The sequence below is a fragment of the Bacillus cereus group sp. MG16 genome (assembly GCF_040459875.1).
Lineage (GTDB): Bacteria > Bacillota > Bacilli > Bacillales > Bacillaceae_G > Bacillus_A > Bacillus_A paranthracis.
Genome location: NZ_JARVHE010000001.1, coordinates 1,649,070 through 1,674,054 on the forward strand (window position 1 = coordinate 1,649,070; position 24,985 = coordinate 1,674,054).

Below are 24,985 nucleotides of genomic sequence, written 5' to 3' on the forward strand. Positions count from 1 at the left end.
CTTAAATGAGTCAAGAAAAGCAAGTCTTCTCGATAGATTTAGCTGGTCGCCAGCTAACAGTTGAAACAGGTCAGCTTGCAAAGCAAGCGAACGGAGCAGTATTAGTAAGATATGGCGATACAGCGGTTCTATCTACAGCAACTGCATCAAAAGAAGCAAAAAATGTAGATTTCTTCCCACTTACAGTAAACTATGAAGAGCGTTTATATGCAGTCGGAAAAATTCCTGGCGGTTTCATTAAACGTGAAGGTCGTCCAAGTGAAAAAGCAATTTTGGCAAGTCGTTTAATCGACCGTCCAATTCGTCCACTTTTCGCAGATGGTTTCCGTAACGAAGTACAAGTTGTCAGCATCGTAATGAGTGTTGATCAAGATTGTTCTTCTGAAATGGCAGCTATGCTTGGTTCTTCATTAGCGTTATCGATTTCAGACATTCCATTTGAAGGTCCGATCGCGGGTGCAACAGTTGGTCGTATTAACGGCGAATTCGTTATCAACCCAACAGTAGAACAGCAAGAACAAAGTGATATTCACCTTGTTGTAGCTGGTACGAAAGATGCAATTAACATGGTTGAAGCAGGAGCAGATCAAGTGCCTGAGGAAACAATGTTAGAAGCAATTATGTTTGGTCATGACGAAATTAAACGTCTAATTGCATTCCAAGAAGAGATTGTACAAGCTGTAGGTAAAGAGAAATCAGAAGTGAAACTTTATGAAGTTGACGCTGATCTTAACCAAGCTGTACGTGAAATGGCTGAGAAGGATATGCATTCTGCAATTCAAGTACATGAGAAACATGCACGTGAAGATGCAATTAACGAAGTGAAAAAGCGTGTAATTGAGCATTACGAAGCGCAAGAAGCTGATGCTGATACATTAGGACAAGTAAATGAGATTTTATATAAAATTGTAAAAGAAGAAGTACGTCGTCTTATTACAGTTGAGAAAATCCGCCCAGATGGCCGTAAAGGTGACGAAATCCGTCCATTAGCATCAGAGGTTGGCATTTTATCTCGTACACACGGTTCTGGTTTATTCACACGTGGACAAACACAAGCATTAAGTATTTGTACATTAGGCGCATTAGGCGATGTGCAAATTTTAGATGGCCTTGGTGTAGAAGAATCAAAACGCTTTATGCACCATTACAATTTCCCATCATTTAGTGTTGGTGAAACAAGACCAATGCGTGGACCGGGTCGTCGTGAAATTGGTCACGGTGCACTAGGAGAACGTGCTCTTGAGCCTGTAATTCCGTCTGAAAAAGATTTCCCATACACAGTACGTCTTGTATCTGAAGTATTAGAATCAAATGGTTCTACTTCACAAGCGAGTATTTGTGGTAGTACTTTAGCAATGATGGATGCTGGTGTTCCACTTAAAGCTCCAGTTGCAGGTATTGCAATGGGCCTAGTTAAATCAGGTGAGCATTACACAATTTTAACTGATATTCAAGGTATGGAAGATCATTTAGGTGATATGGACTTTAAAGTAGCAGGTACAGCACACGGTGTAACTGCACTACAAATGGACATTAAAATCGATGGTCTATCTCGTGAAATTTTAGAAGAGGCATTACAACAAGCGAAAGTTGGTCGTATGCACATTCTAGATCATATGTTATCTGTAATTGCAGAGCCACGCACTGAATTATCAGCGTACGCTCCAAAGATTATTACAATGACAATTAACCCGGATAAAATCCGTGACGTTATCGGACCAAGCGGTAAACAAATCAATAAAATTATTGAAGAAACTGGTGTTAAAATTGACATCGAGCAAGATGGTACAGTATTCATTTCTTCAATAAATCAAGAAATGAACGACAAAGCTAAGAAAATTATCGAGGATATCGTTCGCGAAGTACAAGTAGGTGAAATCTACGAAGGAAAAGTGAAACGTGTTGAGAAATTCGGTGCTTTCGTTGAATTATTCAGCGGTAAAGACGGATTAGTTCACATTTCTGAACTTGCACTTGAGCGTGTAGGTAAAGTAGAAGACGTTGTGAAAATCGGTGATGTAATTACAGTTAAAGTTATCGAGATTGACAAGCAAGGTCGCGTGAATTTATCTAGAAAAGTATTGCTAAAAGAAGAGCAAGAAAAAGAAGCTGCTAAAGAAGAAAACAAACAAGAGCAGCAATAAGCAAAAGCCAGTTTAACTGGCTTTTTTTGTTATGTAAAAATATGATTTGCATATATTTTTATGTCAGTATAGGTATAGTTTTCATTATAACGCTCAAATTAACAAAGATAAGAAGGAAAATGGTTTTTTATATAGTTAATGGGAGGGTTTATATGAAAACTCGTATATTGGCATACATATGTATATTCTTTTTATATGTCAGTGCAGGTTCTTATTCTGTTTTTGCACAGGATCACTTATATGAAGAAATTCAAAAGCATGCAAAACAATATGAGATTGCACCGCAAAATGCGATGATTGATAAGATATGGAAAGCAACACCAGGATATAATGGAAGACAAGTTGATATGGAAGCATCCTATAACAATATGAAGAAATTAAAGCAGTTTGATCAAAAACATCTTGAATTCAAGGAAGTATCACCGAGTGTCCACTTAGAAGATTTATCACCAGCACCAATTTATAGAGGTCATCCGGATAAAAAGATGGTCGGGTTAACAATAAATGTGGCATGGGGAAATGAGTATTTGCCTCGTATATTAGAAATATTGAAAAAACATGATGTGAAGGCGACTTTCTTTTTAGAAGGACGTTGGGTGAAAGAAAATTTACGATTTGCAAAAATGATTGTCGATGCAAATCAAGAAGTTGGAAATCATTCTTACACACACCCTAATATGAAAACGTTATCGTCTGATGAAATAAGAGATCAGTTACAAAAAACAAATCGAATGATCGAAGCAGCTACGAATCAAAAGGTAAGATGGTTTGCACCGCCAAGTGGAAGTTTTCAGGATGAAGTCGTGAAAATTGCAGATGATTTTCAAATGGGAACGATTATGTGGACTGTTGATACAATTGATTGGAAGCGACCTGAGCCAGGTGTACTATTGCAGAGAGTAATGAGAAAAATACATCCAGGTGCTATCGTATTAATGCATCCTACTTCGTCCACAACAGAAGCATTAGATACAATGATTACAAAATTGAAGGAACAAGGATACAAAGTAGGGAATATAACAGAATTACTGGATGAAAAACGTGTAGATTAAATACATTTGCATGACATTCATCCTTAAACTTGTTATCATTAAATAATAGCACTTATTTAGAGAAACTGGCAGTAGGAGGAAAGTTTTTGATTAAAAAATATACTTGTAAAAATGGTGTAAGAATAGTTATGGAGAATATACCAACTGTAAGATCGGTTGCGATTGGTATTTGGATCCATGCAGGATCAAGAAATGAAAATGAAAAAAATAACGGGATTTCTCACTTTTTAGAGCATATGTTCTTTAAAGGAACAGAAACACGTAGTGCACGTGAAATTGCAGAATCATTTGATAGCATTGGTGGGCAAGTGAATGCTTTTACTTCAAAAGAATACACTTGTTACTATGCAAAAGTGCTAGATGAGCATGCTAAATATGCTTTAGATGTATTAGCAGATATGTTCTTTAATTCAACATTTGATGAAGAAGAACTGAAAAAAGAGAAGAATGTCGTATGTGAAGAAATTAAAATGTACGAAGATGCTCCAGATGATATTGTGCATGATATGTTAACGAAAGCAACATATGAAACGCATCCGCTTGGATATCCTATTTTAGGAACAGAAGAAACGCTTAATACGTTTACAGGTGATACGCTACGTCAATATATTAAGGATCATTACACACCTGAAAATGTAGTTGTATCAATTGCAGGAAATATTGATGAAGCCTTTTTACAAACAGTAGAGCAATATTTCGGTAGTTATGAAGGAACGACAAACCGTGAACAAGTACATAGCCCAATTTTCCATTTTAATAAGGTAGCACGTAAAAAGGAAACAGAACAAGCTCATTTATGTTTAGGATATAAAGGCTTACAAATGGGACACGAAGATATTTATAACTTAATTGTATTAAATAACGTTTTAGGCGGTAGTATGAGTAGCCGTTTATTCCAAGAAGTACGTGAGCAACGCGGGTTAGCTTACTCAGTCTTTTCTTACCATTCTTCTTATGAAGATACAGGTATGTTAACGCTCTATGGTGGAACAGGTAGCCAACAATTAGATACACTGTATGAAACAATGCAAGAAACATTAGAAACATTGAAAAATACAGGTATTACAGAAAAAGAGCTTATGAATAGTAAAGAACAATTAAAAGGAAACTTAATGTTAAGTTTAGAAAGTACGAATAGTCGTATGAGCCGTAATGGTAAAAATGAATTGCTACTTCGTAAGCACCGTTCACTTGATGAGATTATTGAAAGTGTAAACACTGTAACAAAAGAAAATGTAGATGAGTTAATTCGTAACATGTTTACAGATGAATTTTCTGCAGCATTAATTAGTCCAGATGGAAAACTTCCAAAAGGAATAAAACTGTAATTACTATATATGATTTAAAAATAACCGTATCTCTTTTAAATGAGATACGGTTATTTTTTATGGGTATATAGAATAGGTACTAATTATGGATAACTTAAATGAATAATTTGGGTAGGAGGAGAGAGTATGCGATTAAGTGAACTAAGTGGGAAAGAAATTGTTAATTTAGAAAGAGCAGAAAAAATGGGGGGTTTAGGTTATGTGGATTTAGAGATTGATGAGAAGGATGGACAAATACAGGCTCTTATTATACCTGCTGGGAAATGGGGAGGTTTTAAAAAGGAACCACAAGAAATAAGAGTAGCATGGAGTCAAATAAAAAAAGTGGGTCATGATATGATTCTTTGCGATATTACAGATCGTTCAAATTCGAAGTGAAAGATGGCCATTTTGGTCATCTTTTTTTGTTCATTTTACTCAGAGCAAAATCCAACAGAATATCTTTTCCTATGCCGAATTTTGAGGTAGGGCCTTCCTACATACAAATAGCGGGATACATGATAGGTGCTTTTTGTTTTTCAATCACCTAAAACTCGTACATTACATATGATGTGGAGGAAAAAGAAAAAGTAGGCACTTTTCTTATAAATGACAGAAAAAGAAGGTGAATTAGGGAATGTTGACTGAGATGCATATTGCTGTCATAGGAGGAGATGCAAGACAGCTAGAAGTAATTCGCAAGCTCGTTGAATTGGATGCGAAACTTTCATTGATAGGGTTTGATCAGTTAGACCATGGCTTCACAGGGGCAGCAAAAGAAAGTATACAAAATTTAGATTTCACTTCTGTAGATGCAATTATTTTGCCAGTTGCAGGTACAAATGCCAAGGGAGAAGTAGATACTATTTTTTCAAACGAAAAAGTTTCTATAACGAAAGAACAAATTGAAAATACACCAGAACATTTTACTATATATTCAGGTATTGGTACGCCTTACTTGGAAAATCTCGTATCTACTACAAACCGTAAACTAATTAAATTATTTGATCGTGATGATGTGGCAATCTACAATTCTATACCAACTGTAGAAGGTACATTAATGATGGTAATTCAACATACCGACTATACAATTCATGGTTCTAATGTAATGGTTTTAGGATTTGGTAGAACAGGGATGAGCGTTGCCAGAGCATTTCAATCATTAGGAGCCCATGTCAAAGTTGGAGCAAGACGATCGGAACATATTGCACGTATTACAGAAATGATGTTTTCTCCTTTTCATATGCAGGACATTGAGAAAGAAGTAGGGGATATCGATATTGTCATTAATACAATTCCGCATCTCGTTGTGACAGCAAATGTCATTTCAAAAATGCCGGCCCATACGTTAGTAATTGATTTAGCTTCTAAACCAGGTGGTACCGACTTTAGATATGCGGAAAAAAGGGGAGTTAAAGCGCTGTTAGCACCTGGATTACCAGGTATTGTTGCTCCAAAAACAGCAGGACAAATTTTAGCGAACGTTCTTTCTCAGTTATTAGCAGAAGATGTAATCGCAAGAAAGGAGAATGGGGAATGAATTTAAAAGGGAAAAGAATAGGGTTTGGTTTTACTGGTTCACATTGTACGTACGAAGAAGTAATGCCTCATTTAGAAAAGTTAATTGCTGAGGGAGCTGAAGTGCGTCCAGTTGTTTCTTACACTGTTCAATCAACAAATACGAGATTTGGCGAAGGGGCAGAATGGATTAAAAAGATTGAAGAAGTAACAGGTTTTAAAGCGATTAATTCAATCGTTGGCGCAGAACCACTTGGACCTAAAATCCCATTAGATTGTATGGTAATTGCTCCTTTAACAGGAAATTCTATGAGTAAATTTGCGAATGCAATGACAGACTCTCCAGTACTAATGGCAGCAAAAGCGACGCTAAGAAATGGCAAGCCTGTCGTATTGGCCGTTTCGACGAATGATGCTTTAGGGCTTAATGGAGTAAATCTCATGCGCCTAATGGCCACAAAAAACATCTACTTCGTCCCATTCGGTCAAGACGCACCAGAGAAAAAACCGAACTCAATGGTAGCACGCATGGAGCTGCTTGAAGATACAGTATTAGAAGCGCTGCAAGGGAAGCAATTGCAACCGGTTGTCGTAGAAAAATTCAGATATATGAATTAAAAAACGAAAAAAAACGGACAATTTTTGATGAAACCATCATTCTTACTGTAGAATATGATAAAATTAACGTTATTAAGATTAGAAGGGGTATTCTATACTCCTTCTCATTCTAAGTTATAGAAGGATTGGTATCTAGAAAGGGGCATAGTGATGGAAAAGCAAAAAACTTTTCATGTCGCTGTAGTTGGAGCGACCGGCGCAGTTGGTGAACAAATGTTAAATACTTTAGAGAAACGAGAATTTCCAATCGGGAAGTTAACGTTACTTTCATCTAAACGATCTGCAGGTAAGAAACTTGTATTTAAAGGCGAAGAATTTACAGTTCAAGAGGCAACTCCTGAAAGTTTTGAAGGAGTAGATATCGCACTATTTAGTGCTGGTGGATCTGTATCAAAACAATTAGCGCCAGAAGCAGCAAAGCGCGGTGCGATTGTTGTTGATAATACAAGTGCATTCCGTATGACAGAAAACGTGCCACTTGTTGTACCTGAAGTAAATGAAAACGACTTAAAAGAACATAACGGTATTATTGCAAATCCAAACTGTTCTACAATTCAAATGGTAGTAGCTCTTGAGCCAGTTCGTCAGCAATATGGTTTAAAACGAGTAATCGTTTCCACATATCAAGCTGTATCAGGTGCTGGTGCGGCAGCGATTGAAGAACTTCATGAACAATCACAAGCAATCTTAAATGGTGAAGAAGTGAAGGCGAATGTTTTACCTGTATCAGGTGATAAGAAACATTTCCCGATTGCTTTCAACGCGATTCCACAGATTGATAAGTTCCAAGATAATGGATTTACATTTGAAGAAATGAAAATGATTAATGAAACGAAAAAAATTATGCATATGCCAGAGCTAGAAGTAGCGGCAACATGTGTACGTTTACCAGTTGTATCAGGTCACTCTGAGTCTGTTTACATTGAAGTAGAAAAAGAGGGCGTAACAGTAGAGGGATTAAAGAACTTACTTGCAAATGCGGAAGGTATCGTTCTGCAAGATAACCCAGAAGAGCAATTATATCCAATGCCAGCTACTGCAGTAGGTAAAAACGAAGTATTCGTTGGAAGAATCCGTAAAGATTTAAATAACGATAAAGGATTCCATCTTTGGGTCGTATCTGATAACTTATTAAAAGGCGCTGCATGGAATTCTGTTCAAATTGCAGAGCGCTTAGTAAAATTACAATTAGTGTAAACGGCTAAGAGAAGGTGCAAAATATGAAAATTATTGTTCAAAAATTTGGTGGCACATCTGTACGTGATGAAAATGGACGTAAGCATGCGCTTCATCATATAAAAAAATCGCTAGATGCGGGTTATAAAGTAGTGACTGTCGTATCTGCTATGGGCCGTAAAGGTGAACCATATGCAACTGATACGTTGTTAAGTCTTGTAAATCAAGAGGAATCTCACATTTCTAATCGTGAGCAAGATTTATTATTATCATGCGGAGAATTAATCTCAGCAATCGTTTTCTCTAACATGTTAAATGAGAACGGTATAAAAGCGGCGGCATTAAATGGTGCACAAGCTGGTTTTGTAACAAATGATGATTTTACAAATGCTAAGATTATTGAAATGAATTGTGATCGTATACACGAAGAGCTAGAAAATGTAGATGTAATCGTTGTGACAGGATTCCAAGGACAAACGAAAAAAGGTGATACGACAACACTTGGACGCGGAGGTAGTGATACTTCAGCTTCAGCTTTAGGTGTTGCGCTTCATGCTGAATATATCGATATCTTCACAGATGTAGAAGGTGTGATGACTGCGGATCCTCGCATTGTAAAAGATGCACGTCATCTTCAAACTGTAACGTATAACGAAATTTGTAACATGGCATACCAAGGTGCAAAAGTCGTTCATCCACGTGCAGTTGAAATTGCGATGCATGCAAAAGTACCGCTTCGTGTACGTTCTACGTACTCTGATAGTGAAGGTACGCTTATTTCAGCATCTGACGGCGCTACAAAAGGCCGTGATGTAGAAGAACGTCCTGTTACAGGTATTGCACATGTATCAAATGTGACGCAAATTAAAGTACTTGCAAAAGAAACAGCATATGATTTGCAGCAGCATGTGTTTAAAGAAATGGCGAATGAAGGAATCAGTGTCGATTTAATTAACATTTCACCTACTGGGGTAGCTTATACGGTGAGTGATAATGTATCAAATCGTGCAGTTGAACTATTACAAAACCTTGGATATGAGCCAATTGTGACAGAGCATTGTGCGAAAGTATCTATTGTAGGAGCTGGAATGGCAGGATACCCAGGGGTTACTGCGAAAATCGTTACAGCTTTAGCTGAAAAAGGTATTCAAATTCTGCAATCAGCAGATAGTCATACAACTATTTGGGTTCTTGTAAAAGAAACTGATTTAGTGGAGGCTGTAAATGCATTACATAGTGCGTTTGAGCTTTCAAAAGAAAAGCAACTGGAACAATAAGGAGTGAGACCATGATAGATTTTGGGACAATTGCAACCGCGATGGTAACACCGTTTGATATAAACGGCAATATCGATTTTGCAAAGACAACGAAATTGGTAAATTATTTAATTGATAACGGTACAACAGCAATCGTGGTAGGAGGAACGACAGGAGAATCTCCTACATTAACTTCAGAAGAAAAAGTAGCGTTATATCGCCATGTCGTATCTGTTGTCGATAAAAGGGTGCCCGTAATCGCTGGAACAGGTAGCAATAATACGCATGCTTCTATTGACTTAACGAAAAAAGCAACAGAGGTTGGTGTTGATGCAGTAATGCTAGTAGCACCGTATTATAACAAACCGAGTCAAGAAGGAATGTATCAGCACTTTAAAGCAATTGCTGAAAGCACGCCGCTTCCGGTTATGCTATATAACGTTCCGGGACGATCTATTGTACAAATCTCCGTTGATACAGTTGTTCGTTTATCAGAAATAGAAAACATTGTTGCGATTAAAGATGCAGGCGGCGATGTGTTAACAATGACAGAAATCATTGAAAAAACAGCGGACGACTTCGCAGTATACAGCGGTGATGACGGTTTAACGTTACCAGCTATGGCAGTTGGAGCGAAAGGTATCGTTTCTGTAGCATCTCATGTTATCGGAAATGAAATGCAAGAAATGATTGCAGCGTTCCAAGCAGGTGAATTTAAGAAGGCGCAAAAATTACATCAATTACTTGTAAGAGTAACGGATTCATTATTTATGGCGCCAAGCCCAACACCAGTAAAAACAGCATTACAAATGGTTGGATTAGATGTAGGTTCTGTACGTTTACCACTTCTTCCGTTAACAGAAGAAGAAAGAGTAACGTTACAATCTGTTATGCAATCTATCCCTCGTTAATAAAAAATGACCTAGTGTAGAACTAGGTCATTTTTTATTTGTATGAAAATCTTTTTCTTATCTTACCTATATGTGTTCTTACAAGATCATTAACCGGTTCTTTATTATATATTGCAACATGTAAAAGAAAATAATCGTATCCCTTTAAAGGAATTAAAAAATCATAGTCATTATAGAATAAACATTTGTATGAACATAATAAACTACCGGTTTTGTTTTTTAGAGAAAATCCTTCAAATATGATGTAATTCATAAAAAAACTCCATTTTGTAAGTGTTTTTGTTCAATTTTAGAAAAATAAGTCTTGAAACTCCATATTATGAAATAAATTTAGCGTATTTATGGTTATTTCTTCAAAATAATAGGTAGTATAAAATCGGAGTAAATAAATAGGGAATCCATTTGATACTTTTGTTATAATTCCGTTCTTTTACTTTTTCTTTCGCACGATTTAACTTGTGTTCTATTTCTTGTATCAGGTATAATATGGCTAAGTAGCTTAGTACGGGTATGCTTAGCAAAATTGGTAAAAATTATAATTTGATTACATTTTCATATCATATCGAATAAGATATTTGATTTATATAATGAAAGAGAGGTGAAACCTGGTTTAAAAAATAAACAAGGACATGATATCGCATAACGGTAAGGACATTCGTCTTGGACGGTGAATATATGGTGGTTGTAGAGTTTCCCTGGTGTCTCTGCAATTTTAGTGAAATCAGTGTTTGAAAGATTTTTAAACCAGGCAACAACATGAAGAGAAAAGAGAATGAGTCTGTTAAAGTATTTGCTCTTGGTGGAGTAGGTGAAATCGGGAAAAACATGTACTGTGTTGAAATTGATTCTGAAATCTTTATTGTAGATGCAGGGTTAATGTTCCCGGGAGATGAAATGTTTGGAATTGATATCGTTATTCCTGATATTACATATTTAGTAGAAAACCAAGAGCGAGTAAAAGGTTTATTTATTACTCACGGTCATGAAGATCATATTGGTGGCATCGTTTACGTACTTCGTAAATTATCAATTCCAGTGTATGCAACGAAATTAACGGTAGGACTTATACAAGAAAAACTTGGCGAAGCGGGTATGTTAGGCCGTGTAGATTTAAAAACAATCGATTCAAATTCAACAGTAGAGTTTAATACTACAACGGTGTCATTCTTTGGAACGACACATAGTATTCCAGATTCTGTTGGTGTTTGTTTCCATACATCAAAAGGTGCGATCGTATATACGGGAGACTTTAAATTCGATCAAACTCCAATTGGAAATAGTGGAGCAGACCTTGGGAAAATGGCTCAAATCGGAAATGAAGGCGTTCTATGCTTATTATCTGATAGTACAAATGCTGAGCGTCCAGGCTATACAGGTTCTGAAAAAGAAGTTGGTGTAGAAATTTCTAAAGTGTTCTACGGCGCAGAAGGACGTATTATCGTTGCTTCATTTGCATCGAATGTACATCGTATTCAACAAGTATTTGATGCAGCTGCTGAAACAGGACGAAAAGTAGCGGTTGTAGGACGTAGTATGGTGAAAGTGGTAGATATCGCAAGACGTCTTGGTTATTTAGATGTTCCAGAAGGTATGGTTATTTCACTACAAGAAGTAGACAATTTCCCAGAGAAAAAGGTAGCTATTTTAACAACAGGTAGCCAAGGTGAACCGATGGCAGCCCTTTCTAGAATGGCAAAACAAGCTCATAAACAAATTTCAATTCGTAAAGGTGATACGGTTATTATCGCGGCATCTCCAATTCCAGGTAATGAAATATCTGTATCGAAAATTATTGACTTGTTATTTAGAGCGGGAGCTGAAGTTGTTTATTACGGTGAAAGAAAAGTTCACGTTTCAGGTCACGGTAGCCAAGAAGAATTAAAATTAATGTTAAATCTAATGAAACCGAAATATTTTGTACCCGTACATGGTGAGTTCCGTATGCAAAAAGCACATGCATACTTAGCTGAAGATGTAGGTATTGCAAGAGAAAATATCTTTATTGTAGAAAAAGGCGATGTAATTGGTTTTGGTGACGATGAAGCGAACTTAGTTGGCAAAGTGCAAGCTGGCAATGTGTTAATTGATGGATTAGGTGTAGGTGATGTTGGTAATATCGTTCTTCGAGATAGAAAAATGTTATCTCAAGATGGAATATTAGTAGTTGTTGTAACACTGGGTAAAGATGAAAAGAAAATTATCTCTGGTCCAGAAATCATTTCACGTGGATTTGTATATGTACGTGAATCAGAAGCGTTAATTGACCGTTCTACAGAGATTGTACGTATGATTGTTGAGCAATCAATTAAAGAATATTCAATTGAATGGTCTATGTTAAAACAAAATATTCGTGAATTATTAGGACAGTTCTTGTACGAAGAGACGAAGAGAAAACCTATGATTTTACCGATTATTATGGAAGTATAAAAAAGATCACCTTTACGGGTGATTTTTTTTCTTTTTTCACTCTATCGAATGAAATTTATAACTTAAGAAATACTAATTATATACGAGTGAAAGGGGATGCGATATGACAGAACGTGATCGTTATACAAATGAAGAGAAAGAGGCTGAGCCGAAAGAAACCGGAAAAGAAGCTTCAATAGTGGAAAAAATTCAGCAGCTTGGACAAACGAATGTACCGCAAATGAATGAATCACGTATTCATTGTTTAACAATTGTTGGACAGGTGGAAGGTCATGTTCAGTTGCCACCGCAAAATAAAACAACGAAATATGAGCATATTATTCCGCAAATTGTTGCGATTGAACAAAATCCGAAAATTGAAGGCTTGCTTTTAGTGTTAAATACAGTTGGTGGTGACGTTGAAGCTGGGCTAGCAATTTCTGAGATGGTCGCTTCACTTTCAAAACCGACAGTATCTTTAGTTTTAGGCGGAGGGCATTCTATCGGTGTACCGATTGCCGTTTCTACAGACTATTCATTTATTGCAGAAACTGCGACGATGACAATTCATCCGATTCGTCTAACAGGTCTTGTTATAGGTGTGCCGCAAACATTTGAGTATTTAGATAAAATGCAAGAAAGAGTCATTCGCTTTGTGACGAAGCATTCGAAAGTAACGGAAGATCGTTTTAAAGAGCTTATGTTTGCGAAAGGGAATTTGACGCGAGATATTGGTACGAATGTAATTGGTGGAGATGCAGTGAAGTACGGTCTTATAGATGATGTCGGTGGTATCGGAAATGCGATTCGAAAATTAAACGAATTAATAGATGGTCGCGCGGATGATCATGCAGAAGGGACAATGTTACAATGATTTTATATACAATTATGCCAGAGCAACTCGTGTATCCAGCCGATTATTCGCAATGTGAAAGTCAAAAAGTCGTAAATATAAACGGTGTTGAATTAATGGTTTCAGAAGAAGAACATGGGTATTATTCTATTGTACGCGTGTTAAGTACGGATCCGCTTCACTACTTAGAGTTTGAGCCGGGACAGAAAATAACCTTTTAGCAAAAAGAAGGATTTTGTTTAGAAGCTATGGTATAATATAAAAAACAAGACGGTTGAGCAGCCATGAGAGGGCTGCTTTCTTCTGTTTATTTAACATTTTACAAGAAGTGTAAAAATAGAAGATATAAAGACCTGAAAAAATAGAGAAAACAAACATATAAGCAGAGTTTTTTAGGAATTTTTACTTATATGTAGATCACGAGGTGAAGAAATGGCAAAACAAAAGCAAAGAGGGACGAAGGCAAAGGCAAGACGTACGATAAAGCCAACTTTGTATTATGAAATCGTCGGTTTAACTCTTTTTGCACTTTCAATCATTACGATTTTACAGCTAGGCGTTGTAGGAAAATCGTTTGTGTTATTTTTTCGCTTCTTCTTTGGTGAGTGGTACATAATTGGTGTGTTAGGTATAATAGCTTTATCCGTTTCATTCGTTATAAAACGTGGATGGCCGAACCTTTTAAATAAACGGCTAATCGGTTTTTATTTAATAGTATTGGCGATATTAATGTTTAGTCATATTACATTATTTAACCTTCTTACGAAAGATGGAGCAGTGCAAAATACTTCTGTTATTGTAAGTACGAAAGATAATTTCTTTCTTGAAATGAAAAAAGGGCCAGATAGCGTTCATTTAGGTGGTGGCATGTTTGGTGCACTTATGTTCGCCACTTGTTACTTCTTATTTGATGAAGTAGGAGCTTATATTATTGGTATTATTTTAGTTATTCTCGGTATACTTTGTATAACAAATAAGCATATTGGAGAAGTGTTAGCTCCAGTTGGTAGAATTCTTAGAAGTCAATTTCAAGTGATGCAAGGGGACTATAAAGATTGGAGAGCCAAAAGAACGGCTGAACAAACAGAAAAGAAAAAAACAACAAGAAGCACAAGGAGCAAACGTGCTGCAGAACATGAAGAAATTATTGAGCCGATGGAAGAAATCTCAATTGATCCTCCGATTATTTCGAATTTCACTGAGAATTATCCTGTAAATGAAGAAGAGGATAAACGAATTGAAGTAGAGGAAGAAGAGTTAATCACTTCACCGTTTATTGAAGAGGCTCCACCAGTTGAAGAGCCGAAGAAAAAGCGTGGAGAAAAAATCGTTGAATCGCTAGAGGGGGAAACACAAGCACCTCCTATGCAATTTTCAAATGTAGAAAATAAAGATTACAAGCTTCCTGCGCTTGATATATTGAAATTTCCAAAGAATAAGCAAGTTACAAATGAAAATGCGGAAATTTATGAGAATGCTCGTAAATTAGAACGTACTTTCCAAAGCTTTGGAGTGAAAGCGAAAGTAACAAAAGTACATAGAGGTCCTGCAGTCACAAAATATGAAGTGTATCCTGATATGGGAGTAAAGGTAAGCAAAATCGTCGGTTTAAGTGATGATTTAGCGCTTGCTTTAGCTGCAAAGGACATTCGTATTGAAGCTCCAATTCCCGGGAAATCAGCTGTAGGGATTGAAGTTCCGAACTCAGAAGTTTCTATGGTAACACTTAGGGAAGTTCTTGATTCTAAGGCTAATAATCATCCAGAAGAGAAGTTGCTGATTGGTCTTGGACGAGATATTACAGGTGAAGCTGTATTAGCCCGCTTAAATAAAATGCCCCATTTACTAGTGGCAGGTGCTACAGGTAGCGGGAAGAGTGTATGTATTAACGGTATTATTGTTAGCATTTTAATGCGTGCAAAACCACATGAAGTAAAATTAATGATGATTGATCCGAAAATGGTAGAGTTAAATGTATATAACGGTGTGCCTCATTTGTTAACACCAGTTGTAACGGATCCGAAAAAAGCATCACAGGCATTGAAAAAAGTTGTAAGTGAAATGGAGCGTCGTTATGAGTTATTTGCTCATAGTGGCACGCGAAATATTGAAGGATATAATGATTATATAAAAGAGCATAATAATCAATCAGAAGCGAAACAACCGGAATTACCTTATATTGTCGTAATTGTGGACGAGTTAGCAGATTTAATGATGGTTGCTTCGTCGGATGTAGAGGATGCGATTATGCGTCTAGCGCAAATGGCTCGTGCTGCCGGTATTCATTTAATTATTGCAACGCAACGTCCATCAGTTGATGTAATTACGGGAGTTATTAAAGCGAATATTCCGTCACGTATTGCATTCGCTGTATCTTCTCAAACAGATTCTCGTACAATTCTTGACGGCGGTGGTGCAGAGAAACTGCTAGGTCGTGGGGATATGCTATTTATACCAATTGGTGCATCGAAGCCTGTACGTGTACAAGGTGCTTTTTTATCAGATGATGAAGTTGAGAGAGTTGTAGAATATGTTATTGGTCAGCAAAAAGCGCAATATCAAGAAGATATGATTCCGCAAGATGTTCCTGATACGAAGCAGGAAGTAGAAGATGAATTATATGATGAAGCAGTTCAGCTCGTAGTGGAAATGCAAACAGCCTCTGTTTCTATGTTGCAACGGAGGTTTAGAGTTGGTTATACCCGTGCTGCCCGATTAATTGATGCAATGGAAATGAATGGTGTAGTAGGACCGTATGAAGGTAGTAAACCACGAGAAGTGCTCATTAATGATGTACAAGAAAAAAGTTCATAAAAAAAGCCTAATTGTTTTTACAATTAGGCTTTTTTATATGCTGGTTTTGTTATATACTATATTCAGCGACAAAGAAAGGGCTTACATTTAAGGTGCTTCTTTAGAATACGAATACTTTGGTGTGGTTTTTTGTGAACGTTCGATATTTAATGTAGAAAAATGTTAAATTTTGTTGACACGTATGGGAGCAAGTGGTAAGATTACTTCGAAAAGAATCACTGCCTCATATAATCTTGGAGATAAGGTCCATAAGTTTCTACCTGGCAACCATGAATTGCTAGACTATGAGGGGAAAAGTGTGTAACAAAGGATGTAAGAGATCTTTGTGCCGAACTTTTTCTCGCTATGAGGAATGTTTGTGGTGCAAAGTTTTTTTTATGCAGTAAAGAGTGAAAATTTCATCTTAAAAAATTATTAATATTTATTCGACAATTATGCCTGTTTTTAGTATTTAGCAATTTTTATTATGTTGTAAGTTGAAAAAAGAGAAAAGAAGTCTTACATCAGAGGTCGAATAATTGAAATGCGGGGGAGTCTTATGTCAGTAAAATCTGATAGTCGTCACCTATATTTACGGGTGATTGATCACATCAAAGAAAAAATTAAAGATGGGGCTTACAAAGAAAGACAAAAGTTACCATCAGAGTTTGATTTAGCGAAAGAACTTGGTGTAAGTAGAGCGACTTTAAGGGAAGCGCTGCGTATTTTAGAAGAAGAAAATGTTGTCATTCGCAGACATGGTGTAGGAACATTTGTAAATGCAAAGCCGTTATTTTCTTCTGGGATTGAGCAACTTTCTAGTATTACAGATATGATTTCTAGTGTGGGGAAAACACCAGGAACTATCTTTTTATCATCATCTACAACAAGTTTAACAGAAGAAGAAAAAGAGAAGTTTAATAGTGAAGATGGTTTTAATGCAGTGATGATTGAGCGTGTGCGTACAGCAGATGGGGAACCTGTTGTATATTGTATCGATAAACTTGCAAAAGAGATATTGCCAGATTTATCGGGATACAACGAAGAATCATTGCTTACAGTGATACATAACAATACGCACAAACGTATCACATACGCAGTTGCTCACATTGAGCCGATTGGCTATCATCCGAAAATCTCACCGATTTTGGAATGTGAACCAGAAACGGCACTGCTAGTGTTAAAACAAATGCACTATGATCAAAATGATGAGCCAATCTTATATTCTATCAATTACTTTAGAGCTGATAAGTTTAGCTTCCACGTATTAAGAAAACGTATGTAGGTGAGTTCCTTTTTAGGGAGGTGACAGCAAGAAGTTAGGGACAGCGGCGTATAAAAAAATAGACAAATCATTTCAGGAGGGGTTTCTAGTATGAAGAAAAAAACAGGTCTTTTATTATCATTAACATTAGCAGCAAGTGCGGTGTTAGGTGCATGTGGTAACTCGGATAAAGCGAGTAGCGACAAAAAAGAGTTTAAGGTTGGTATGGTTACAGATGTTGGGGGCGTTGATGACAAATCATTTAACCAATCAGCTTGGGAAGGTTTAACGAAGTTCGGTAAAGACAATGACTTAAAGAAAAATGAAGGATATCGTTATCTTCAATCTAGTAAAGATGCGGATTATATCCCGAATTTAACGAAATTTGCGAAAGATCATTATAACACAACATTTGGTATTGGTTACTTAATGGAAAAATCAATTGCAAAGGTAGCTGAACAATATCCAAAAGAGCAATTTGCGATTGTAGATACAGTTGTAGAGAAGCCAAACGTAACAAGTATTACATTTAAAGACCATGAAGGTTCATTCCTAGTTGGTGCTGTAGCAGCGATGACGACAAAATCAAATAAAGTTGGGTTTGTTGGTGGTGTAAAAAGCCCATTAATTACAAAATTTGAATCAGGCTTTAAAGCTGGTGCAAAAGCAGTAAATCCAAATATCGAAATCGTATCACAATATGCTGATGCATTTGATAAACCAGAAAAAGGCTCTGTATTAGCTTCAGCAATGTACGGTGGTGGAGTTGACGTAATTTATCATGCTTCAGGTGCAACTGGTAACGGTGTATTCACAGAAGCGAAAAACCGTAAGAAAAAAGGTGAAAACGTTTGGGTAATCGGTGTTGACCGTGACCAAAATCAAGAAGGTATGCCTGAAAACGTAACTTTAACATCAATGGTAAAACGTGTTGATATTGCAGTAGCAAAAGTAGCACAAGAAGCGAAAGATGGTAAATTAAAAGGCGGTAAAGTAGAAGAATTCGGATTAAAAGATGACGGTGTTGGTATTGCGAAATCTACTGACAATGTGAAAAAAGTAAATCCAGAAATCTTAACAAAAGTAGAAGAGCTTGAGAAGAAAATCACTGACGGTGAAATTAAAGTCCCTGCAACTGACGAAGAATATAAAACATATGAAGCTTCTCTAAAGAAATAATAATAGAGAAATAGCAAAGGTTAGTTCGTAGAACTAACCTTTGCATATATAAAAATACTTTTTTTAATAGAGTGTAATTAGGGAGTGTTCCCTGCTAAAAGGAGGAACAAAATGGAATACGTAATTGAGATGAACAATATTACAAAAGTATTCCCAGGCATTGTAGCGAATGACGATATTACGCTGCAAGTAAAACAGGGAGAAATACATGCTTTACTTGGAGAAAATGGTGCAGGGAAATCCACATTGATGAATGTACTATTTGGTTTGTACCAACCAGAACAAGGTGAAATTAAAATTAAAGGAAAACCTGTAAAAATTACAAATCCGAATATAGCAAATGACCTTGGTATTGGGATGGTCCATCAGCATTTTATGCTTGTTCATAATTTTACAGTTACAGAGAATATTATTCTTGGAAATGAGCCGAAGAAAAACGGGAAAATTGCTGTTGAAGAAGCGGCAAAAGAAATTAAGCAATTATCTGAACAGTATGGTTTGGCTGTTGATCCACATGCGAAAATTGAAGATATTTCTGTTGGGATGCAGCAAAGGGTTGAAATATTAAAGACTCTTTATCGTGGTGCTGAGATTTTAATATTTGATGAGCCAACCGCGGTGTTAACTCCTCAAGAAATTCATGAGTTGATTCAAATTATGAAAAAGCTTGTGCAAGAGGGAAAATCTATCATCCTTATTACACATAAGTTAAAAGAAATTATGGAAGTTTGCGATCGTTGTACAATTATTCGTAAAGGTAAGGGGATTGGTACTGTTGATGTAGCGGAAACGGATGAGCATAAACTTGCAGAGTTAATGGTCGGACGTCAAGTGAATTTTAAAACAGAAAAAATAGAAGCTAAACCAATGGAAGAAGTACTATCTATTGCAAACCTAATTGTTCATGATACGCGCAAGTTACCTGCTGTAAAAGGCCTTGACTTAACTGTTCGTGCAGGAGAAATCGTTGGGATTGCAGGGATTGATGGAAATGGTCAAAGTGAATTAATAGAGGCGATTACTGGTTTACGAAAAGTTGAGTCAGGTTCTATTGCAATTAAAGGAAAAGAAATAACGAATTGGCCTGTTCGAAGAATAACAGAAGAGGGGATTGGTCATATTCCTGAAGACCGTCATAAACACGGACTTGTTCTCGATTTTTCTGTTCGGGACAATATTGTTTTACAAACATACTATAAAAATCCATTTTCAAAGAAAGGGATTTTAAATTTTAGTAAAATTACAGAAAAAGCGAAAGCACTTATTGAACAGTTTGATGTACGTACACCTAGTGAACAAACGTTAGCTCGTGCTCTATCTGGTGGAAACCAACAAAAGGCAATTATTGCACGTGAGGTAGATCGTAATCCAGATTTATTAATTGCAGCACAGCCGACACGTGGTTTAGATGTAGGTGCGATTGAATTTATTCATAAAAAATTAATTGAGCAGAGAGATAATGGTAAGGCAGTATTGCTTTTATCTTTAGAACTGGATGAAATTTTAAATGTAAGCGATCGAGTGGCTGTTATATATGAAGGGAAAATTGTAGCGATTGTCGATGCGAAAGAAACAAATGAACAACAGCTTGGATTATTAATGGCCGGCGGGACAGGGAAAGAGAAGGTGAACACAAATGGCTAAAAAATTTTTAACAGAACGAACAATTAATATTTTAGTACCTGTGTTATCCGTAGTTTTCGGTTTACTTGTTGGTGCCATTGTAATGTTAGTTAGTGGATATGATCCAATTGTTGGATATGCCGCGCTTTGGGAAGGGATGGTTGGCAATCCACAAGCTATCGGTGAGACGTTGCGTACGATGATTCCGCTTGTATTAGCTGGTCTTTCAGTAGCATTTGCATTTCGTACAGGTCTTTTCAATATTGGGGTGGAAGGACAGTTATTAGTTGGGTGGCTCGCTGCTGTTTGGTTTGGATATGCAGTGTCGTTACCAGCAATTTTGCATATTCCGTTATCTATTTTAGTGGCGGCAATTGTCGGCGGTTTATGGGGTTTTATACCTGGATATTTAAAAGGGAAACTTAAAGTAAATGAAGTAATTGTTACAATTATGATGAACTACATTGCACTTTATGTTACGTATGATCTTATTAAACGTTTTATCCACGAAGGTAATGAAAAATCTTATGACGTACAAGCAAGTGCTTCGTTAGCTTCTGATTGGTTATCTTCATTGACAGATGGATCTCGTTTACACTGGGGAATTGTTGTGGCTATTATCATTGCGATTGTAATGTGGTTCTTATTAGATAGAACAACGTTAGGGTATGAATTAAAATCGGTTGGTTTTAACCAAAATGCCTCTCAATACGCAGGAATGAAAGTATCGCGTAATGTTGTATTATCAATGACAATTGCTGGTGCTTTTGCAGGAATTGGTGGAGCTATGGAAGGATTAGGGACATTCCAAAGTATGACAGCAATGTCTTCGTTTACTGGTATTGGATTTGATGGGATTGCGGTAGCACTTTTAGGCGGAAATAATCCATTTGGTATACTATTAGCGGCTTTACTGTTTGGTGGTTTGAAAAGTGCAGCACCACAAATGAATTTCGAAGCAGATGTACCTTCGGAGTTAATTAACGTTATTATTGCATGTATTATTTTCTTTGTAGCGTGCAGTTATGTTTTACGCTGGGCACTTACACGCATGAGCAAGGAGGGGAAATAAATGAGCTTTTTAGATATTTTAGCCATTCTTGTGACGGGTACGTTATATACGGCAGCGCCACTTATTTTTACGGCGTTAGGTGGAGTGTTCAGTGAACGTTCTGGAGTTGTAAATATAGCGTTAGAAGGTTTAATGTTATTTGGTGCATTTATTGGTATTGTTACAACGTTATTAATGGGTGATACGTGGGGATCGATGACTCCTTGGATTGCATTATTATTTGCAGCAATTGGTAGTGGATTGTTTGCACTTCTTCACGCAGTAGCATCCATTACATTCCGTGCAGATCAAGTAGTGAGCGGAGTAGCAATTAACTTCTTAGCACTTGGTTTAACAGTATTTGCGATTAAGAAAATCTTTGGCAAAGGACAAACTGATTTCATTCAATACCGCATTGAAAAAATCGATGTTCCGGGTCTTTCGGATATTCCGGTAATCGGAAAAATCTTTTTCTCTAATGTACCGTTAACATCATATATTGCTATTATTTTAGCGTTTGTCGTTTGGTATATCATTTATAAAACGCCGTTCGGTCTTCGTCTTCGTGCGGTTGGTGAGCATCCAATGGCAGCGGATACGATGGGGATTAACGTATATAAAATGCGTTATATTGCAGTTGCTATATCTGGAATGTTTGCAGGAGTTGGTGGAGCGGTCTTCGCTATGTCGATTTCTGGTAACTTCTCAGGTGCTACAATTACTGGACAAGGTTTCTTGGCGTTAGCAGCAATGATTTTCGGTAAATGGAATCCACTCGGTGCTCTTGGAGCGGCTCTGTTCTTCGGATTTGCTCAATCATTAGGAATAACAGGCGGTACAATTCCAGTACTAAAAGAAATTCCAAGTGTATTCTTAACGATATTGCCGTATGTATTCACAATATTAGCGCTTGTTGGTTTTGTAGGTCGTTCTGAAGCTCCGAAAGCATTAGGGACTCCTTATGAAAAAGGAAAACGATAAGTATAAAAAAAGCTCGCACATTAGTGCGGGCTTTTTTACATAGACTATATTTAATACGGAATTTTACTATGTTCCTTACATATTACAGTTTTTAGAAAGGGCCTAATGTAAGTATAGTGAGGAAGAAAAGTTGATTTTTTATTTCTAAAAACTGTATATTGAAGAGGAATATTCCTATATACGTAAAGGAGGGCTATAAATGAAACTGATGGAACAACAGTTACATGAGCTAGGTGGTTTACGAGTACATATTATTCCAACTGATAAATATAAAACAAATACATTTGTATTTCGTTTGAAAGCACCTTTAAATGAGGAGACGGTGACAGAGCGTGCCCTATTGCCATACGTATTGCAAAGTGCGACAGAAAAGCTTCCTTCTGTAATTCGTCTTCGTCAATATTTAGAAGAATTATACGGATCTTCTTTGGCAGTAGATGTAAGTAAAAAAGGAGAAGAACATATCATCTCTATTTATGTAGACATTGCAAATGAAGTATATTTACATGATGCACCACCGTTATTTGAAAAAGCGCTTTCTATGTTATCGGATATCGTTTTACATCCAGCGAAAGAGGGGAATGGTTTTCTGTCTTCTATTGTAGAAAGTGAAAAGAGAGCGCTCTTACAACGAATTGAAGCGACGTATGATGATAAAATGCGTTATGCAAACGAGCGTTTAATTGAAGAAATGTGCAAAGTAGAACCATATCGTTTAAGCGCAAATGGGAAAAAAGAGAGTGTTTCTTCTATTACAAATGAAAGTTTGTATCAATATTATCAAAAAGTGTTAGCGGAAGATGAAATGGACCTATACATTATTGGTGATATTTCAGAAAACGCAGTTGATCTTGTAAGTAAGTATTTTTCTATTTCAGCACGTCCTGTGAGGGAAAGAAATGTACTTCTTCATAAGAGAAATAATGAAGAAAAAGAAGTTGTGGAAAAACAAGAATTAAAACAAAGTAAATTACACATCGGATATCGTACATTTATTACGTATAAAGACGAAGATTATTTTGCGCTGCAATTGTTCAATGGATTGTTTGGAGGATTTTCTCATTCGAAGTTATTCGTTAATGTTCGTGAAAAAAATAGTTTAGCGTACTATGCAGCATCTCGCTTTGAAAGTCATAAAGGTTTATTATTTGTCATGTCAGGAATCGAAGCGAAAAATTATGAAAAAGCGGTTGAGATTATTAAAGAGCAAATGCTTGCAATGCAAAATGGTGATTTTTCTGAAGAAGAGATGCATCAAACGAAAAGTGTTATTCGAAATCAAATATTAGAAGCAATTGATACACCGCGTGGATTTGTGGAAATGCTGTATCATGGTATTATTTCAGATCGTACGCGTCCGGTTGAAGAATGGCTTACAGGTATTGAAAGTGTGACGAAAGAAGAGATTGTGAAAGTTGCTAAAAATATTGAATTAGATACAATTTACTTTTTACACGGAACGGAGGGAGAATAAATGGAGAAAATTGTTTATGAGCAATTAAAAGAGACACTCTATTATGAAAAACTTCCTAATGGATTAGATGTATATATTTTACCGAAGCAAGGATTTAATAAAACATTTGCAACGTTTACGACAAAATATGGTTCTGTGGATAATACATTCGTACCACTAGGTAAAGAAGAAATGATTCGTGTGCCGGATGGGATTGCTCATTTCCTTGAGCATAAACTATTTGAAAAAGAAGATCACGATGCCTTCCAATTGTTTAGTAAACAAGGGGCATCGGCAAATGCTTTCACGTCATTCACAAGAACAGCTTACCTTTTTTCATGTACATCAAATGTAGAACAAAATTTAAATACATTGTTAAATTTCGTACAAGAGCCTTACTTTTCTGAAAAAACAGTTGAAAAAGAGAAAGGTATCATTGGGCAAGAAATTCAAATGTATCAAGATAATCCAGATTGGCGCTTATATTTTGGGTTAATTGATAGCTTGTTTGTAAAGCACCCGATTAAAATTGATATTGCGGGTACAATCGAGTCTATTAGTAAAATTACGAAAGACCTACTATATGAATGTTATGAAACGTTTTATCATCCAAGCAATATGTTAATGTTTGTTGTAGGTGCAATTGATCCAGAGAAAACGATGGATTTGATACGTGAAAATCAAGCGAAAAAAGATTATAAAAACCAACCAGAAATAGTACGTTCATTCGAAGAAGAACCAGATGAGGTAAATGAAAAGAAGAAAATTATTTCAATGCCTGTACAAACTCCGAAATGTTTAGTTGGTATTAAAGCGACAAACTTAAAAGAAAAAGGGGAAGCCCTTTTAAAACAAGAAATTGCGCTTACGTTACTTTTAGATTATTTATTTGGGAAAAGTTCTGTTCATTACGAATCTTTATATAATGAAGGGCTCATTGATGATTCGTTCTCGTATGATTATACAGAAGAGAATAACTTCGGTTTTGCAATGGTAGGCGGCGATACGAAGCAACCTGATGAGCTGGAAGAGCGTTTGAAAGGTATTTTATTAAATACAAATTATGATCAATTAGATGAGGCGGCATTAGAACGAGTAAAGAAAAAGAAAATAGGTGGCTTTTTACGCTCCTTGAATTCACCAGAATATATTGCAAATCAATTTACACGATATGCGTTTAATGAATCGAGTTTGTTTGATGCATTGACTGTATTAGAAAGTTTAACTGTTCAAGATTTACAAGAAGTAGCAAAATTATTATTATCAGAAGAAAAAATGAGCGTTTGTCAAGTATTACCGAAAAAATAAAAGGTTTCACAATAATACCCTCATCTTATCATTGATAAATTGTAAGATGAGGGTATTATTTATTTGTAGGGAAAAGATTTTTTTGAGATAAG

20 protein-coding genes and 1 riboswitch are annotated in these 24,985 nt (G+C 36.3%); all 20 genes read left to right on the forward strand.

The genetic code is table 11. From position 1 onward, the window contains the following. Positions 1 to 5: 5 nt before the first annotated feature. The 20 genes from pnp (at position 6) to yfmH (ending at position 24,893) form a co-directional block, all read left to right on the forward strand. Positions 6 to 2,144 (forward strand): polyribonucleotide nucleotidyltransferase, encoded by a 2,139-nt coding sequence (gene pnp, locus QCI73_RS08670; RefSeq protein WP_000076746.1) that lies wholly within the window; start codon positions 6 to 8, stop codon positions 2,142 to 2,144. Positions 2,145 to 2,296: 152 nt separating this feature from the next. Then, positions 2,297 to 3,196, forward strand: coding sequence for a polysaccharide deacetylase family protein (locus QCI73_RS08675; RefSeq protein WP_353822756.1), 900 nt, complete (start codon positions 2,297 to 2,299; stop codon positions 3,194 to 3,196). Between the two features lie 86 nt (positions 3,197 to 3,282). Then, positions 3,283 to 4,524, forward strand: a complete 1,242-nt coding sequence (locus QCI73_RS08680) for a M16 family metallopeptidase (RefSeq protein WP_000592994.1) — start codon at positions 3,283 to 3,285, stop codon at positions 4,522 to 4,524. Between the two features lie 126 nt (positions 4,525 to 4,650). Beyond that, positions 4,651 to 4,902 (forward strand): YlmC/YmxH family sporulation protein, encoded by a 252-nt coding sequence (locus QCI73_RS08685; RefSeq protein WP_353822757.1) that lies wholly within the window; start codon positions 4,651 to 4,653, stop codon positions 4,900 to 4,902. Positions 4,903 to 5,140: 238 nt separating this feature from the next. Beyond that, the gene (gene dpaA, locus QCI73_RS08690) at positions 5,141 to 6,043 is read left to right on the forward strand and encodes a dipicolinic acid synthetase subunit A (protein WP_000954733.1); all 903 of its coding nucleotides are present in this window, start codon (positions 5,141 to 5,143) and stop codon (positions 6,041 to 6,043) included. Continuing rightward, positions 6,040 to 6,639, forward strand: a complete 600-nt coding sequence (gene dpaB, locus QCI73_RS08695) for a dipicolinate synthase subunit B (RefSeq protein ID WP_001049480.1) — start codon at positions 6,040 to 6,042, stop codon at positions 6,637 to 6,639. The genes dpaA and dpaB overlap by 4 nt, the downstream gene beginning before the upstream one ends. A gap of 150 nt (positions 6,640 to 6,789) precedes the next feature. Further along, positions 6,790 to 7,836 carry an aspartate-semialdehyde dehydrogenase gene (gene asd, locus QCI73_RS08700; protein ID WP_353822758.1) on the forward strand — a complete coding sequence of 349 codons (1,047 nt, stop codon included), beginning with the start codon at positions 6,790 to 6,792 and terminating at the stop codon, positions 7,834 to 7,836. A gap of 23 nt (positions 7,837 to 7,859) precedes the next feature. Next, positions 7,860 to 9,092, forward strand: coding sequence for an aspartate kinase (gene dapG, locus QCI73_RS08705; RefSeq protein WP_000692473.1), 1,233 nt, complete (start codon positions 7,860 to 7,862; stop codon positions 9,090 to 9,092). 11 nt (positions 9,093 to 9,103) lie between these two features. Then, a complete protein-coding gene (gene dapA / locus QCI73_RS08710) occupies positions 9,104 to 9,982 on the forward strand; it encodes a 4-hydroxy-tetrahydrodipicolinate synthase (protein WP_000564761.1) in 879 nt (292 codons plus the stop codon). 756 nt (positions 9,983 to 10,738) lie between these two features. Further along, positions 10,739 to 12,409: a ribonuclease J gene (locus QCI73_RS08715; protein ID WP_000823085.1), complete on the forward strand. Its 1,671-nt coding sequence runs from the start codon at positions 10,739 to 10,741 to the stop codon at positions 12,407 to 12,409. Positions 12,410 to 12,512: 103 nt separating this feature from the next. Next, positions 12,513 to 13,262 (forward strand): translocation-enhancing protein TepA, encoded by a 750-nt coding sequence (gene tepA / locus QCI73_RS08720; RefSeq protein ID WP_000139814.1) that lies wholly within the window; start codon positions 12,513 to 12,515, stop codon positions 13,260 to 13,262. Then, positions 13,259 to 13,462 (forward strand): YlzJ-like family protein, encoded by a 204-nt coding sequence (locus QCI73_RS08725; protein WP_000605027.1) that lies wholly within the window; start codon positions 13,259 to 13,261, stop codon positions 13,460 to 13,462. The genes tepA and QCI73_RS08725 overlap by 4 nt, the downstream gene beginning before the upstream one ends. A gap of 211 nt (positions 13,463 to 13,673) precedes the next feature. Beyond that, entirely contained in the window at positions 13,674 to 16,055 is a 2,382-nt protein-coding gene (locus QCI73_RS08730; protein WP_353822759.1) for a DNA translocase FtsK, read from the forward strand. Positions 16,056 to 16,258: 203 nt separating this feature from the next. After that, positions 16,259 to 16,360: riboswitch (purine riboswitch) on the forward strand. A 233-nt stretch (positions 16,361 to 16,593) separates the two neighbouring features. After that, positions 16,594 to 17,319 (forward strand): GntR family transcriptional regulator, encoded by a 726-nt coding sequence (locus tag QCI73_RS08735; RefSeq protein WP_000114176.1) that lies wholly within the window; start codon positions 16,594 to 16,596, stop codon positions 17,317 to 17,319. Positions 17,320 to 17,409: 90 nt separating this feature from the next. After that, positions 17,410 to 18,477 carry a BMP family lipoprotein gene (locus QCI73_RS08740; RefSeq protein ID WP_000730591.1) on the forward strand — a complete coding sequence of 356 codons (1,068 nt, stop codon included), beginning with the start codon at positions 17,410 to 17,412 and terminating at the stop codon, positions 18,475 to 18,477. A 111-nt stretch (positions 18,478 to 18,588) separates the two neighbouring features. Next, complete coding sequence (locus tag QCI73_RS08745; protein ID WP_000456919.1) at positions 18,589 to 20,121, forward strand: ABC transporter ATP-binding protein; 1,533 nt, start codon at positions 18,589 to 18,591, stop codon at positions 20,119 to 20,121. Then, complete coding sequence (locus QCI73_RS08750) at positions 20,114 to 21,172, forward strand: ABC transporter permease (RefSeq protein WP_001074499.1); 1,059 nt, start codon at positions 20,114 to 20,116, stop codon at positions 21,170 to 21,172. The genes QCI73_RS08745 and QCI73_RS08750 overlap by 8 nt, the downstream gene beginning before the upstream one ends. Then, positions 21,173 to 22,132: an ABC transporter permease gene (locus tag QCI73_RS08755; protein ID WP_000008842.1), complete on the forward strand. Its 960-nt coding sequence runs from the start codon at positions 21,173 to 21,175 to the stop codon at positions 22,130 to 22,132. It begins immediately after the preceding gene. 199 nt (positions 22,133 to 22,331) lie between these two features. After that, positions 22,332 to 23,606: an EF-P 5-aminopentanol modification-associated protein YfmF gene (yfmF, locus tag QCI73_RS08760; RefSeq protein WP_353822760.1), complete on the forward strand. Its 1,275-nt coding sequence runs from the start codon at positions 22,332 to 22,334 to the stop codon at positions 23,604 to 23,606. Next, complete coding sequence (gene yfmH / locus QCI73_RS08765; RefSeq protein ID WP_000411947.1) at positions 23,607 to 24,893, forward strand: EF-P 5-aminopentanol modification-associated protein YfmH; 1,287 nt, start codon at positions 23,607 to 23,609, stop codon at positions 24,891 to 24,893. The last annotated feature ends 92 nt before the right edge of the window (positions 24,894 to 24,985 follow it).

Bases quoted from the DNA above. Each gene is read 5' to 3' on its own strand.
- dpaA (WP_000954733.1), top strand. From the start codon at position 5,141: ATGTTGACTGAGATGCATATTGCTGTCATAGGAGGAGATGCAAGACAG.
- QCI73_RS08735 (WP_000114176.1), top strand. From the start codon at position 16,594: ATGTCAGTAAAATCTGATAGTCGTCACCTATATTTACGGGTGATTGAT.
- QCI73_RS08715 (WP_000823085.1), top strand. From the start codon at position 10,739: ATGAAGAGAAAAGAGAATGAGTCTGTTAAAGTATTTGCTCTTGGTGGA.
- QCI73_RS08725 (WP_000605027.1), top strand. From the start codon at position 13,259: ATGATTTTATATACAATTATGCCAGAGCAACTCGTGTATCCAGCCGAT.
- asd (WP_353822758.1), top strand. From the start codon at position 6,790: ATGGAAAAGCAAAAAACTTTTCATGTCGCTGTAGTTGGAGCGACCGGC.
- pnp (WP_000076746.1), top strand. From the start codon at position 6: ATGAGTCAAGAAAAGCAAGTCTTCTCGATAGATTTAGCTGGTCGCCAG.
- dapG (WP_000692473.1), top strand. From the start codon at position 7,860: ATGAAAATTATTGTTCAAAAATTTGGTGGCACATCTGTACGTGATGAA.
- QCI73_RS08685 (WP_353822757.1), top strand. From the start codon at position 4,651: ATGCGATTAAGTGAACTAAGTGGGAAAGAAATTGTTAATTTAGAAAGA.
- yfmH (WP_000411947.1), top strand. From the start codon at position 23,607: ATGGAGAAAATTGTTTATGAGCAATTAAAAGAGACACTCTATTATGAA.
- yfmF (WP_353822760.1), top strand. From the start codon at position 22,332: ATGAAACTGATGGAACAACAGTTACATGAGCTAGGTGGTTTACGAGTA.
- QCI73_RS08750 (WP_001074499.1), top strand. From the start codon at position 20,114: ATGGCTAAAAAATTTTTAACAGAACGAACAATTAATATTTTAGTACCT.
- QCI73_RS08740 (WP_000730591.1), top strand. From the start codon at position 17,410: ATGAAGAAAAAAACAGGTCTTTTATTATCATTAACATTAGCAGCAAGT.
- QCI73_RS08730 (WP_353822759.1), top strand. From the start codon at position 13,674: ATGGCAAAACAAAAGCAAAGAGGGACGAAGGCAAAGGCAAGACGTACG.
- dpaB (WP_001049480.1), top strand. From the start codon at position 6,040: ATGAATTTAAAAGGGAAAAGAATAGGGTTTGGTTTTACTGGTTCACAT.
- QCI73_RS08745 (WP_000456919.1), top strand. From the start codon at position 18,589: ATGGAATACGTAATTGAGATGAACAATATTACAAAAGTATTCCCAGGC.
- dapA (WP_000564761.1), top strand. From the start codon at position 9,104: ATGATAGATTTTGGGACAATTGCAACCGCGATGGTAACACCGTTTGAT.
- QCI73_RS08675 (WP_353822756.1), top strand. From the start codon at position 2,297: ATGAAAACTCGTATATTGGCATACATATGTATATTCTTTTTATATGTC.
- tepA (WP_000139814.1), top strand. From the start codon at position 12,513: ATGACAGAACGTGATCGTTATACAAATGAAGAGAAAGAGGCTGAGCCG.
- QCI73_RS08755 (WP_000008842.1), top strand. From the start codon at position 21,173: ATGAGCTTTTTAGATATTTTAGCCATTCTTGTGACGGGTACGTTATAT.